Annotated in this window: 11 protein-coding genes; 9 read left to right on the forward strand and 2 right to left on the reverse strand. The window is 48.0% G+C overall.

All coding sequences use genetic code 11. The features are described from left to right. Window positions 1–90: 90 nt before the first annotated feature. Genes T499_RS0107825 through T499_RS0107835 form a run of 3 tightly spaced genes read left to right on the forward strand, consistent with a single transcriptional unit; the run spans window position 91 to window position 3325 of the window. The gene (locus T499_RS0107825; protein WP_013064402.1) at window positions 91–570 is read left to right on the forward strand and encodes an Lrp/AsnC family transcriptional regulator; all 480 of its coding nucleotides are present in this window, start codon (window positions 91–93) and stop codon (window positions 568–570) included. Further along, complete coding sequence (locus tag T499_RS0107830) at window positions 567–2276, forward strand: membrane dipeptidase (RefSeq protein ID WP_033150476.1); 1710 nt, start codon at window positions 567–569, stop codon at window positions 2274–2276. Before T499_RS0107825 ends, T499_RS0107830 begins: the two co-directional genes overlap by 4 nt. Window positions 2277–2296: 20 nt before the next feature. Beyond that, window positions 2297–3325 carry a M28 family peptidase gene (locus T499_RS0107835; RefSeq protein WP_033150477.1) on the forward strand — a complete coding sequence of 343 codons (1029 nt, stop codon included), beginning with the start codon at window positions 2297–2299 and terminating at the stop codon, window positions 3323–3325. 31 nt (window positions 3326–3356) lie between these two features. Here T499_RS0107835 and T499_RS0107840 read toward each other — a convergent pair whose 3' ends face one another. Both T499_RS0107840 and T499_RS0107845 read right to left on the reverse strand, forming a co-directional pair. Then, entirely contained in the window at window positions 3357–4436 is a 1080-nt protein-coding gene (locus T499_RS0107840; RefSeq protein ID WP_033150478.1) for a DUF4831 family protein, read from the reverse strand. Then, on the reverse strand, window positions 4433–5944 hold the full coding sequence (locus T499_RS0107845) for an NAD(P)H-hydrate dehydratase (RefSeq protein WP_033150479.1): 1512 nt from the start codon (window positions 5942–5944) through the stop codon (window positions 4433–4435). Before T499_RS0107845 ends, T499_RS0107840 begins: the two co-directional genes overlap by 4 nt. Before the next feature lie 91 nt (window positions 5945–6035). Between T499_RS0107845 and hpt the strand changes: the two genes are divergently transcribed. From hpt to T499_RS0107875, 6 genes are all read left to right on the forward strand, one after another. Beyond that, window positions 6036–6572, forward strand: a complete 537-nt coding sequence (hpt, locus tag T499_RS0107850; protein WP_013062998.1) for a hypoxanthine phosphoribosyltransferase — start codon at window positions 6036–6038, stop codon at window positions 6570–6572. Between the two features lie 30 nt (window positions 6573–6602). After that, a complete protein-coding gene (locus tag T499_RS0107855; protein ID WP_013063890.1) occupies window positions 6603–7175 on the forward strand; it encodes an adenylate kinase in 573 nt (190 codons plus the stop codon). Further along, entirely contained in the window at window positions 7176–8345 is a 1170-nt protein-coding gene (obgE, locus tag T499_RS0107860) for a GTPase ObgE (RefSeq protein ID WP_013064968.1), read from the forward strand. Between the two features lie 141 nt (window positions 8346–8486). After that, a complete protein-coding gene (locus T499_RS0107865; protein WP_033150480.1) occupies window positions 8487–11777 on the forward strand; it encodes a TonB-dependent receptor in 3291 nt (1096 codons plus the stop codon). Between the two features lie 20 nt (window positions 11778–11797). Beyond that, window positions 11798–13312, forward strand: a complete 1515-nt coding sequence (locus T499_RS0107870; RefSeq protein WP_033150481.1) for a BACON domain-containing protein — start codon at window positions 11798–11800, stop codon at window positions 13310–13312. Between the two features lie 77 nt (window positions 13313–13389). Further along, a complete protein-coding gene (locus T499_RS0107875; protein WP_033150482.1) occupies window positions 13390–14337 on the forward strand; it encodes a DNA/RNA non-specific endonuclease in 948 nt (315 codons plus the stop codon). Window positions 14338–14361: the final 24 nt, after the last annotated feature.

The following is a 14361-nucleotide window of genomic DNA, read 5'->3' on the forward strand; positions in this document are numbered from 1 at the left end:
CACACTTTTTTAATTTTTTCTTCAAAAAAGTTGCATTGTTCAATTAATTTACGTAATTTTGCTGACAAAATGTAACTAAAGGGAGAAAAAATGGAAAAAATTGATTTTTTGGACAAAAAGATTCTGAGTATCCTTTCCAAGAATGCACGTATTCCTTTCAAGGATGTTGCTGCAGAATGTAATGTATCGCGAGCCGCTATCCACCAGCGTGTTCAGCACCTGATTGATGCCGAAGTGATTACAGGTAGTGGTTTCGATGTTAATCCTAAGAGTTTAGGTTATTCTACTTGTACCTACGTGGGTATCACCCTTGAAAAGGGTTCGATGTATAAAGAGGTGGTAGAGCGTTTGCAGCATATCCCCGAGATAGTAGAATGTCACTTCACTACTGGTCCTTATACGATGATGGTTAAGCTCTATGCTAAGGATAACGAGCAGCTGATGGAATTGCTGAATGGCAAGCTGCAGGGTATTCCTGGCGTAGTTGCTACCGAAACATTGATCTCGTTGGAACAGAGTTTGAAACGTGAGATTCCCATCGTGCTCGACGATGAAGACAAAAAGCTATGAGCAGATTTGAACTCCAGTCGCATCTGAATGATGTGTATGCCCACTTCCCAGAAGCTGAGAAGCGTCCTGTGATTGGTATTACTGGCAATTACGAAGACCTGACATGTAAGTTGGGTCGAGGCTATTATCAGTCGGTAGTAGCAGCAGGTGGTGTGCCCGTTGTTATTCCGCCTGTGGCCGATAAGCATGTAATTGTAAATACCTTAGAGCATATCGACGCCCTTATCCTGAGTGGTGGAGGTGATATCAATCCCCTTTGGGCAGGCGAGGAGCCTTCGCCCAAGCTGCATGGTATCAATCAGGAACGCGACCTGCCCGAATTGTTGATTGCCCGTTTGGCCTACAACCGTCAGATTCCTATGCTGGGTATCTGTCGTGGTATCCAGACGCTGGCTACAGCGTTTGGCGGCAAGGTGGCACAGGACATCAGCGATGTGGCAACCATCAAGCATTCGCAGGATGCCGACCGTTCGGAACCTACACATAGCGTGATTATCGACGAAGATTCAAGTTTGTTCGATATTTATAAATCTACCAAGGTGATGGTTAACTCGTTCCATCATCAGGCTGTGGCCGAAGCTGGCGATAAGTTCAGAGTAATAGCCAAGTCGCCCGATGGTATCATCGAAGCGATGGAGAGTAGCGAGTTTAAATCGATATTGGGTGTTCAGTGGCATCCCGAGTGTTTGGAAGAAGGCCTGCCCTTGTTCCAGTGGTTGGTTAACGAGGCCAAGAGTTTTCGTGAAGCTCATACCACTCACGATCGTGTGCTTACACTCGATACCCATTGCGATACACCTATGTTCTTTCCTCAGGGCATACACTTTGAGCAGCGCGACCCCAAGATTCTTGTAGATTTGCACAAGATGACCGAAGGTCGTCAGGATGCAACCATCATGGTAGCTTATCTGCCCCAGCCAACCGAGAATCCTACGGCCTTTGCTGATAGCATTTTCGACCAGATTGAGGTGATTGTGGGTCAGAACAGCGATTATGTACGTATCGCTAACACGCCTCGCGACCTCTGGATGAACAAGCATCAGGGCTTGAAGAGCATTATGCTTGGTATCGAGAACGGTATCGCTATCGACGGTAAACTGGAGAATCTGCAGCATTTTGTGGATCGCGGTATCGTATATATGACTCTCTGTCATAATGGTGATAACGATATTTGCGATTCGGCTTCGAAAACACAGCACACGCATCATGGTGTGAGTGCTTTCGGCGAGCAGGTTATCAAGGAGATGAATCGTTTGGGCGTGCTTGTTGATATGAGCCATGCTGGCGAGGAGAGCTTCTATCAGGCGCTCGAAATCAGCTGCAAACCTATTGTTTGCAGTCACTCGTCGGCACGTGCGCTTTGCGATCATCCTCGTAACCTTACCGACGACCAGATGCGTGCCCTTGCACAGAAAGGTGGCGTAGCACAGACTACCATCTATCACGGATTCCTGAAGAAGGATGGCGAGGCTACCATCAACGATGTGATTGCTCACTTAGAGCATGCCATTGATGTGATGGGTATCGACCATGTGGGTCTTGGTACCGACTTTGATGGCGACGGTGGTGTTCGTGGCTTGGCCGATTCGTCGGAACTGATTAATTTTACCCGTAGATTGCTGGCCCGTCGCTTCAGTGAGCACGACATCCAGAAAATCTGGGGTGGTAACTTCCTGCGTGTGATGGAGGAAGTACAAAAGAAGTGAATAGTGATTAGTGAATAGTGATGAATTTAGGTAATATAAAGACAAAGAGATATGTGAATTTGGTGGTGGTGATATTATTCACTATTCACTGTTCACTATTCACTGTCTCTTGTGGTAATTTAAAGAAGCAGACTACCGATGAGTCGGCTTCTTTGCAGCCTGTTGGTCCTGTGTTCTGTGCCGATAGTGCTTATCTGTACTGTCAGGCTCAGTGCGATTTCGGTCCACGAACCATGAACAGCAAGGCGCACGACGATTGCGAAAAGTGGATTATCTCAAAGTTCGAGAGTTTCGGCATGCAGGTAACCCCACAGAAAGCTGTGTTGAAGGGCTACGATGGTACATCGCTCAACAGCACCAACATCATTGCCAGCTATCGTCCTGATCTGACCGACCGCGTATTGCTGTGTGCCCACTGGGACAGTCGTCCTTGGGCTGATAACGATCCCGACGAGGCTAACTGGAAAACACCTGTGATGGCTGCTAACGATGGTGCATCGGGCGTGGCTGTGATGTTGGAGATTGCCCGTTTGCTCTCTAAGGATACCTTGCAGCTTGGTGTTGATTTTATCTGCTTTGATGCCGAAGACTGGGGCGTACCACAGTGGAACGAGGATAATTTCGATAGCGACTCGTGGGCGCTTGGTGCTCAGTATTGGTCGAATAATCTGCATAAGAAAGGCTATCGTGCCCGCTTTGGTATCCTGCTTGATATGGTAGGCGGTCAGGGTGCGCAGTTCTATAAAGAGGCCATGTCTGTTCAGTATGCCAATCATATCGTAGAGAAAGTATGGCGCGCTGCTCAGGTAGTAGGTTACGGTAGCATGTTCCCCTCGCAGCAGGGTACTGGCGTTACCGACGATCATATCTCGGTGAACACCAAGGCTAAGATTCCAACTATCGATATCATCCCTTATTATCCTAACTGCGAGCAGAGTTCGTTCGGACCTACTTGGCATACCGTTAACGATGATATGGAACATATCGACAAAAATACCCTACAGGCAGTAGGGCAGACATTAATTCAGGTACTCTTCTCCGAGAAGTAGTACCTGAATTTTTTTATTCTTGTAAATCTTGTTATCTGGGTTGCTCGGCTTCCAACTTCTCTACGGCGCCTGTCAAGGTGTTGAGAAGTAGGCGTGTGGTGTATTTCTTGTTGAACAAAGCACCACTCAGCAGCTCTACATTGCCGAACTGGGCTGCAGGAAACTCGCTGCTGACAATCTGATTCTTAGCATCGAAGATGGTTGAGCGCAATTTACCAGGGATGTTTACATAGATGCCCGACTGCTGCGGCTTGGCAGCTTTCTTGGGATCTACGGGCGCAGGTTCGTCAACCGTTTTCAGGTCCTCTATATTAATATAATAAGGTGTACCCGACAAATCATCGCTGTCAACCACTCCGTAATCAGGCGAGAAACGGAACAGTACATCGCGTTTCGTTGGCTTGTCAACCACGTAGGTAAACGTATGTGTGGTGGTATCGTTCTCGGTGGTGCCGATAAACAGACTGGTGAGCGCCTCGTTCTGTGTGTTCAGTTCCTCCAGCATCAGTTTCAGTTGCTCGCCATCCTTAGGCATAAAGTCGGCCTGGCCCTTGGCCAGCATGCTTTTGCTCTCACGTATCTCGTAGATCTCCTGAGCAGTAAGCTCGGCCATCTTGGCGGTGCTGCCTGCCGAGAGAATCTCTTCGTTCAGATACGATTTGGGCGATTTCTTTAAAGGACGGATCTGCTGCACTGTGGCAGAATTGCTCTTAGACTGCTGCTTGGCATCGGTGTTGATGGCTAGCAGGATACCCTTGTCGCTCAGGCGTACGTTGCAGGCCGATGTCTTGGCATCAAACTTCACAGCGTAACACTTCGATGTGTCGGCTACAGCAAATGGCTCCTGCTTTACCGACAGGATGCGATACTTGGTAGATGCGCTGGCAGGCACATCTTTCATACGTAGAAATTTCTCCGAATACTTGCAGAATTCACCTGGGGTATAGGTACTCTTCTCCACCTGCATGGTAACGCGGATGGCTGTTTTGGGCAGATAATATACGGCGCCCTCGCTGGTAACACCAGGTTTGTACGAACTGATTACGGTTTGTGCCAGCGAACTGGCAGTGCCTAATGTAAAGGCTATCAATAAAGTGCTAAATAATTTCATTCATTAAGTCGTTTAAATGCATAAGGCAAGTTCTGAATCAAATCGCTGGCTATTACGCTTTCCTCGCCCAGTTCGCGAGCGGCAATGTCGCCAGCCAGTCCGTGCAGATACATACCTACAACACATGCGTTTTCTTGATTATAGCCACGAGCCAGCAGTCCTGTGATGATACCTGTTAGCACGTCGCCGCTACCGGCAGTAGCCATACCGGCATTACCAGTAGAGTTAAAGATGATATGACCATCGGGCAGGCATAGCGAGGTGTGATGACCTTTCAGTACGATGTAGGCCTGCAGGCGCTCAGCCAGATCGCGCGCCTTCATCAGACGCTCAAAGCTATCGCCCGAATGACCTTCCAAACGGTCGAATTCCTTGGGGTGGGGGGTCATGATGATACCCTTTGGCAGTTGCTGCAGCCATGCGCGATGACTGGCCAGAATATTAATGGCGTCGGCATCTACCACTGTGGGGCATTGACTGCGGCGCAGCTGTGCAATGATGGCAATTGCCGTTTGCTCGCTGGTTCCCAAGCCAGGACCAATGCCCAACGCATTGAAGTCTTCGGTGTCAACCGCCTCCGAGAAAGTGGTTTCCTCTCTGTCGAACTGTATGATGGCTTCGGGAACGCTCACCTGCAGAATGTTGCAGTTGCGTTTGGGTGTGTGGGTAGTGACCTTTCCTACACCTACGCGCAAACATGCTTTGGTGGCCAGCACCGAAGCTCCTGCCATACCGTAGCTGCCGGCAATAATCAGGGCGTTACCCATCTTGCCTTTGTGGGCAAACGGGTCGCGCTTCAGCAGGCGTGGGCGCACGTCGTTCTCCTCCAGCAGCGTGTAGTTGGCATCAATCTTCTCCATGCCCTGTTTGCTCAGTCGGATATCCAGCACCTTCAGTTTGCCGATGAATATCTGGTTCTCGGGGAACAGGAACGACAGCTTTGGCAGCTGCAGTGTCAGCGTCATATCGGCACGGATAATGTTGGCTCTTACGTTGTAAGTGTTGTCTTCGGTCATCAGTCCCGATGGCACATCGATACTTACCACCTGAGCGGGCGATGCGTTGATGTATTTCACGAGCGACGAGAAACCACCGGCCAACGGCTTGTTGATACCCGATCCGAACAGTCCGTCAACCACCAGCATGCCCTCCTCTAACTGTGGGGGCTCAAACTCCTGGGTTACCTCAATCAGCGCTTTCGAGCGTTTCTCAATCAAACGCTTCTTGTTTATCATGCAGTCTTCCGAGAGATGACCTGATATGTTAAAAAGGTAGGCTGTTACATCGTAGTTTTTGTCAATCAGCATGCGGGCAACGGCCAGCGCGTCGCCGCCATTATTGCCTGGACCTGCGAATATGATGACGGGCGTGGTATTACCCCAGCTGTCGGCGATAGCTTGGGTCAGGGCTTTAGCGGCACGCTCCATCAGGTCGACCGACTTAATGGGCTCGTTCTCTATGGTGTATTTGTCCAATTCGTGGACTTGTGCGCTCGTAAATATCTTCATAATGGTGCAAAAATACGAAAAAATTGCTAATGAATGATAGAGTTTGGCAGATTTTTTGTAATTTTGCACAAATTTTTAATTCTTTCAGCGTATGAGTATCGTAAAGATAAAGGACAAGTCGTTCAAGATCTCCATTACGGAGGCTGAGATTAAGGAGCGTGTAAAGGCTGTTGCACAGCAGATTAGTAAGGATATGGAGGGCAAGAATCCTCTGTTGTTAGGTGTGCTGAATGGCGCTTTTATGTTTGCTGCCGATCTGATGCGCGAGATGACTATTCCTTGCGAGATTTCGTTTGTTAAGCTGGCCTCTTATCAGGGTACCACTTCTACAGGTAAAATCAAGGAGGTGTTCGGTATCAACGAAGACTTGACCAATCGTACGGTGATTATTGTAGAGGATATCGTGGAGAGCGGACTCACCATGAAGCAGATGATTGAGTCGTTAGGCACACGTAATCCCGCATCTATTCATATCTGCACCCTTTTCTTCAAGCCCAGCAAGCTGAAGGAGAAGATTAACCCCGAGTATGTAGCCTTCAGCATTCCTGACGACTTTATCCTGGGTTACGGACTTGATTACGATCAGCAGGGGCGCGGACTGAAAGATGTATACACCATTATCGAGTAAGTAACTTAAATTAAACTAAATATCAGGATAATGAAGAATATCGTTATTTTTGGTGCTCCCGGTTCAGGTAAGGGAACACAGAGTGATAAGATGATTGAGAAGTACGGTTTGAACCACATTTCAACTGGTGATGTACTTCGTGGTGAAATTAAGAATGGTACCGAGCTGGGTAAGACTGCTGCCAGCTATATCGAGAAGGGACAGCTGATCCCCGACGATCTGATGGTAAGCATTCTCGCTTCGGTTTACGATAGCTTCGGACGTGATAGCAAGGGTGTTATCTTCGACGGTTTCCCCCGCACCATCCCACAGGCCGAGGCCCTGAAGAAGATGCTCGACGAGCGTGGCGACAAGGTTGCTGCTATGATCGAGCTCGATGTTCCCGAGGACGAGCTGATGAAGCGCCTCATTCTGCGTGGTCAGCAGAGCGGCCGTGCCGACGATAATGAGGAGACCATCAAGAAGCGTCTCGTGGTTTACCACTCTCAGACAATGCCACTTATCGAGTGGTACAAGCAGGAGGGTGTTCACTATCACATCGACGGTCTGGGTGAGCTCGACCGCATTTTTGCAGACATTTGCCAGGTTATTGACAATATCTAAATGGAGAGTAATTTCGTAGACTACGTAAAGATTTACTGCCGCTCTGGAAAGGGTGGTAAGGGCAGTATGCACTTGCGCCATGTAAAGTATAATCCCAATGGCGGTCCTGATGGTGGTGATGGTGGAAAAGGCGGAAGCATTATTCTGCGTGGAAACCATAACTACTGGACTTTGCTCCACTTAAAGTACGAGCGCCATATTTTTGCCGAGCACGGTGGAAATGGCGGTCGCGATAAGTGTCATGGTACCGACGGAAAGGATGTTTACATTGATGTGCCTTGTGGTACCGTGGTGTATAATGCCGAAACCGGTAAGTATGTCTGCGATGTTACATACGATGGTCAGGAAGTCATGCTGCTTAAGGGCGGTCGTGGCGGATTGGGTAACTTCCAGTTCCGCACAGCCACCAATCAGGCGCCCCGTTATGCGCAGCCTGGTGAGCCCATGCAGGAGATGACCATTATTCTTGAATTGAAACTTTTAGCTGATGTGGGCTTGGTAGGTTTTCCTAATGCAGGAAAATCTACCCTGGTCTCATCGCTGTCAAATGCTAAGCCCAAGATTGCCAATTACCCATTTACTACGATGGAGCCTTCGCTGGGTATCGTAGGTTATCGCGACAACAAGTCGTTTGTGATGGCCGATATTCCTGGTATTATCGAAGGTGCCTCTGAAGGTAAGGGCTTGGGACTTAGATTCTTACGACATATTGAGCGCAACTCGCTCCTGCTGTTCATGGTACCAGGTGATACCGATGATATCAAGCGTGAGTATGAGATTCTGCTCAACGAACTTCAGCAGTTCAATCCCGAAATGCTCGACAAACATCGTGTGCTGGCCGTTACCAAGTGCGACCTGCTTGATGAGGAGTTGGTTGAGATGCTGAAGGAAACCTTGCCTCAGGATCTGCCTGTGGTATTCATTTCGGCCGTAACGGGTTATGGTCTCGACGAACTCAAGGATGTGCTTTGGAACGAGTTGAATGCCGAAAGCAACAAGCTTAACGTCATCACCTCGGAGGATTCGCTGGTACATCGCGACAAGGATATGAGCCGTTTTGCTCAGGAGCTTGCCGACGAGGGCGAGGACGAGGATATCGAGTACATCGACGAGGATGATATCGAAGATATCGAGGACTTTGAATACGAGGACTTCGACGACGAAGCATAACGTTACGCAACAAATTTTACCAATTTTTTAAAAAATAGCCGATTTATAACTTTAAATCGGATTTTTTTCATATCTTTGCACCGAAATTTAAACAATCCGGATTTTATCCGCTCATTTAATTAATTAAAACAGTTCTAGTTTATGCAGAAAAGATTGCTCTTTCTGGTTGCTTTAATGTTAACTTTCTCGTTAACATTGATGGCACAAATCACAACTTCAAGTATGGCTGGAAAGGTGACCCTCGACACAGCGAATGGCGAGGAAGTCATCGGTGCTACAGTTGTGGCTGTACACGAGCCCTCTGGTACTCGTTACACAGCAGTAACTAATACCACAGGTCGTTTCTCGATCAATGGTATGCGTACTGGTGGTCCTTACGCAGTGACCATCTCTTACATTGGTTTCCAGCCCAAAACCGTCAAGGGTATTACCCTCCAGCTGGCTGAAACCTACAACCTGAATGTATTCCTCACCGAGGATGCTACCGAACTTGCAGAGGTTGTTGTAAGCGGTAAGGCTTCAAAGTTTGCTGCTGAGAAGACGGGTGCTGCTACTAACATTAACAGTACGCAGATCACAAACCTGCCAACCGTTAGCCGTTCTATTACAGATGTAACACGTCTGTCTCCTTACGGAGGTAACGGCATGAGCTTCGCTGGTAGCGATGGTCGTAACGCTAACTTCACCGTTGATGGTGCTAACTTCAACAACAACTTCGGTCTTTCTGACAAGTTGCCTGGTGGTGGTAACCCAATCTCTATCGATGCTATCGAGGAGTTGCAGGTTGTTATCTCTCCATACGATGTTCGTCAGACCAACTTCATCGGTGGTGGTGTAAACGCTATTACCAAGTCGGGTACTAACACCTTCAAGGGTAGTGCTTATGTTTACCACAAGAACGAGAACATGCAGGGTGACGCTGTAAATCGTCAGCAGATCCAGGGCGCTCGTGAGAAGGCTCAGACTACTACTTACGGTTTCACACTGGGTGGTCCAATCATTAAGAACAAGCTCTTCTTCTTCGTAAACGGTGAAATGATCAAGATTCCTTCAATCGTTAACCGTTGGAAGGGTTCAGATGATGGTAAGGCCGATGCCGACAACTACATCTCTCGTACTACTAACAAGGATCTTGAGGCTGTTTCTAAGTACATGGCCAGCAAGTATGGTTATGATACCGGTTCATGGACCAGCTTCCCTGCTGATGAGAGCAACTACAAGCTGATGGCTCGTTTGGACTGGAACATCACCGATCGTCATCACCTGGCTTTGCGCTATAACTATACAAAGAATAATATCTGGAACTCGCCTAACGGTACTTCTATGGACGGTGGTACTCGTATGGCTTCTTACCGTATGTCACAGACTTCAATGTCGTTCGCTAACTCAATGTACTCAATGGAGAACCTCGTTCACTCTTGGTCATTGGATTTGAACAGCCGTCTGACCGACAACCTGTCGAACCAGTTCCTGGCTACTATCTCTAAGCTCGACGACGTTCGTGGCACTAACTCTGCTGAGTTCCCATTCATCGATATCACTCGCGATGGCGATAACTATATGGCTCTCGGTTACGAGCTGTTTACTTGGAACAACGCCGTTCATAACACTATCTGGAACATCAAGGATGATGTTACCTATTATATGGGCGACCACAAGATTATGGCTGGTATTACCTTCGAGCATCAGATGGCCGACAACCAGTACATGCGTAATGGTTCTGGTTACTATCGCTACAACATCACCGACGATATGTATGTAGGCGGTGTACTGCAGCCAGATATGCTGTTCAACAGCACACCTGAGGTATTCTGCTTGACCTACGGTTACGATGGTGAGGCTGCTCCTGCAGCTCGCGTACAGTTCAACCGTCCTGGTATCTATGCTCAGGATGAGTGGAACGTTAACAATAAGCTGAAGCTCACATACGGTCTGCGTGTTGACGGTCTGTTCTTCAACAACAGCGACCTGATGACTAACGCTGCTATTCTGAACCTCGACTACAACGGTCGTCACATCGATACCGGTAAGTGGCCTAAGAACAGCATCACCTTCTCTCCACGTCTCGGCTTCACCTACGATGTATTCGGTGACAAGAGTTTGAAGGTTCGTGGTGGTACTGGTCTCTTCTCTGGTCGTCTGCCTTTGGTATTCTTCACCAACATGCCTACCAACGGTGGTCTGGTACAGTATCAGGCACAGATCAACGAGAAGAACGCTGCCAAGAAGGGCTTCTCTATGGACGTGTTCGCTGGTGGTCCTATGACCAAGGTTAGCGATATGATTGCTAAGCTGCAGAGCCTGGGCTATCCTACAACTGTTAAGCCTGAGGACGGAACTGTTCCTTCAGCTGTTAACGGTGTAGATCCTAAGTTCAAGATGCCACAGGTATGGAAGACTTCTGTTGCTATCGACTATCAGCTGCCTGTTGACTTCCCATTCTCAGTTTCTGTTGAGGGTATCTACAACAAGACTATCAATGCTGTGTCAATCTCTGACTGGAGCATTAAGAACGTAGGTGGTTTCGCGCGCTTCAACGGTGCCGACAACCGTCCTATCTTCCCCGATGATTTCCGCAGCGGTACAAAGGCATTCGTGCTCGAGAACACCAGCAAAGGTTACGGTTGGAGTGCTAACGTTACTCTGAACGCTCAGCCTGCTGATTGGATTAGCTTGATGGCTGCTTATACTCACACTGTATCTAAGGAGGTTACCGGTATGCCTGGTTCGGCTGCTGAGTCTGCCTTCACATACGTTCCTACTTACGAGGGGCCAAACAACATCAAGTTGCACAACTCTCAGTATGTAACTCCTGATCGTCTGATCGCTTCTGCTACTATCCACGATAAGTGCGGTAACCACTATAACTTCATCTACGAGGCATATCGTGGTGGCTACAACTACTCTTACACAACTGTTAACGATATGAACGGCGACGGTTACAACTACGACGCTATCTATATCCCAACAGATGATCAGGTAGGTGTTGGTACAGGCGACTTCCGCTTCAAGACTCAGGACGACCTGACTCGCTTCATGGACTATGTTCATAAGGATAGCTACCTGAGCAAGCATCAGGGTACTTACGCCGAGGCTTACAGCGTTTACTCTCCATGGGTACACCGCATCGACTTCGGTTACAAGCACGACTTCAAGTTCAACGTAGGTCAGACTAAGCATATGCTGCAGCTCACCTTCGATATGAAGAACGTTCTTAACTTCTTCAACTCTTCTTGGGGTGTTGCTAAGCACCTGAATCCTGAGATTGGTAGCGAGGCTAAGATCCTGAAGTACGAGGGCGTTGATGCACAGGGTTATGCAACCTTCTCTACACCTTCTTCTATCAGCGGTAATACTCAGACTTGGACTACCAACTACGCTATCGGTCAGTGCTGGTACGCTTCTGTAGGTATCAAGTATTATTTCAACTAATTAATTAAGGTAAGATTAATATGAAACTAAAATATTTCATTCCGTCTCTCGTAGCAGTTGTAGCAGCTGTATTCACAAGCTGTTCTGACGGTAAGGATGCTACCTATCTTGAGGGAATTCGCGTTTCTCAGTCGTATGTAGCTCTGAACACTGCTGGTGGTTCTGCCTCTATCGATGTAACCACCAATGGTAGCTGGACTGTTACTGAGGTTCCCACCTGGCTCACCGTTTCACCTGCCTCTGGTACAGGTAACGGTACTATCACTTTCTCGGCCGACGCTGCCGAGGGTCGTAGCGGTTCAGTAAAGCTTAACTGTGGCGACGAGACTCAGATCATCAACATCATTCAGGGTGTTGTAACTATCAGCCCTGCTACTTGTGCTGAGGTTCTGGCTGGTCCCGACTCTAAGACTTATCAGGTAACTGGTACTGTTACCAGCATTGTAAATACCACTTATGGTAACTGGTACTTGAACGATGGTACTGGTGAGGTTTACATCTATGGTACACTCGACTCTAAGGGTAGCACCAAGAACTTCAGCAGCTGGGGCCTCGAGGTAGGCGACCAGATTACTGTTCAGGGTCCAAAGACTACTTATAATGGTACTGTAGAGCTGGTTGACGTAACTGTTGTTAAGATTGTTAAGTCGCTCATCAAGGTTGATTCTCTCACAGTTGGTGGCGTTAAGGCTACTGAGCTGCCTGTAGCTGGTGGCGAGATCACTGCTCACCTCACCTGCAAGGGTACTGGCGTAGCTGTTGAGATTCCTGCCGACGCTAAGGATTGGCTGGGTGTTACCTCTTCAACAGTAGGTACTAACCCAACTGTTACCTTCTATGCTAAGGCTAACGAGGGTGGCGACCGTGAGACAACTGTTACCTTCAAGACTACCGATGGTTCTAAGGAGTACAGCTCACAGACTACTATCTCTCAGAAGGGTGCTATCGTTGAGTGCAGCATTGCCGACTTCCTGGCTGCTGCTGTAGGTAATACTCAGTTCCGCCTCACTGGTGTTATCACCAAGATTGCTAATGCATCTTATGGTAACATCTACATTAAGGACTACTCTGGCGAGGCTTACGTTTATGGCGTAGGTTCTAAGGGCGACTTCGAGAAGCTTGGCCTGAAGGAGGGTGATGTTATTACTCTTGTAGGTAAGCGTGGCGAGTACAAGGGAACTGCCCAGATGACTGGTGGTCAGTTCGAGAAGTCAATCAAGGTAACTGAGGTTTCTATCGCCGACTTCCTGGCTAAGGAGGATGCTGCTAATGTTTACTATAGAGTATCTGGTACTATCGACGAGATTGCCAACGATACTTATGGTAACTTGTACATCACAGATGGTACCAACCGCCTGTATGTATATGGCACATATCCTGGATGGGGTGCTACCGGTGATAACCGTAAGGGCGCTATCAAGAATCTGGGTATCGCAGTAGGCGACAAGCTCACCGTTATCGGTGTTAAGTCAACCTACAAGGAAACTCCTCAGGTTAATGGTGGTATCTACTTCTCTCACGAGAAAGCTGAGTAAAAATTAGATAAAGCTCAAAACTAACGCGCCAAAATGTTGTGGATAGCGACATTTTGGCGCTTTTAAATTCGATAAGTATGAATAAGATGTTTTATTCTTTAGCAGTCTTTGCATTGGTTGCTTGCGGTGGTGGTAGCAGTAGTAGCGATGGTCCTAATCCTACTCCCGATCCAACGCCTACACCTACACCAACTCCTACAGTAGGCAATGCTAATAAGAACGATGCTTCTGAGAATGCCTATCTGGCTCGTTTGGAAATGCCTAAGGCTCGTACCGATTCAAAGGTGATTACCCATACTACCAAGGATTATGGCGTAACCTATTCGGTAGAGTGGGATAGTAATATCCGTGCTCAGCGCTGGACTTGTTACGATATGAACAAGCGCAACGCTGCCAAGAACGGTAATACCCGTAAGTCGCTTTGGCCTGATGGTGATCCCTGGAACTACGATCCCGATGTAGCTACGAGCGATCAGCAGGCCACCTATAGCGAGCTCAGCAAGAGCTATTATCCTGGTTCTAAGGATTATTACGAAAAGGGTCACGTTTGTCCTTCAAACGACCGCCTTTATACCAAGGATGCCAACGAGCAGACTTTCTACATGACTAACATTCTGCCAATGGTAGGTAAGTTTAATGGTAAGCTTTGGCAGAAGATGGAGCTGCAGGTAAACAGCTGGGCTCAGAAGTTGGGCGATGGCGACACCATTTTTATCTGTAAAGGTGGTACCATCGATAAGGCCGATCAGATTCTTGGCAAGACAATCAACAATCATGTCGTGCCCAAGTACTTCTTCATGGCGCTGTTGTTTAAGAACGCTTCTGGCCCCGTACGTATGTTAGGCTTCTGGGCCGAGCATCTGAACGAAGACCATTCGAACGATGCCCTGAAAGGCTATGTAGTAAGTATCGACGATCTGGAGCAGAAAACAGGTATCGATTTCTTCTGTAACCTGCCCGACGATGTCGAGGAACAGTTAGAGGCTACGAAGAGCGAAGACATTATTTCTGCCTGGGGCCTTTAAGCTACTATTTGAAAAGTACTTAGA

Source organism: Prevotella sp. RM4 (assembly GCF_000701965.1).
Taxonomy (GTDB): domain Bacteria; phylum Bacteroidota; class Bacteroidia; order Bacteroidales; family Bacteroidaceae; genus Prevotella; species Prevotella ruminicola.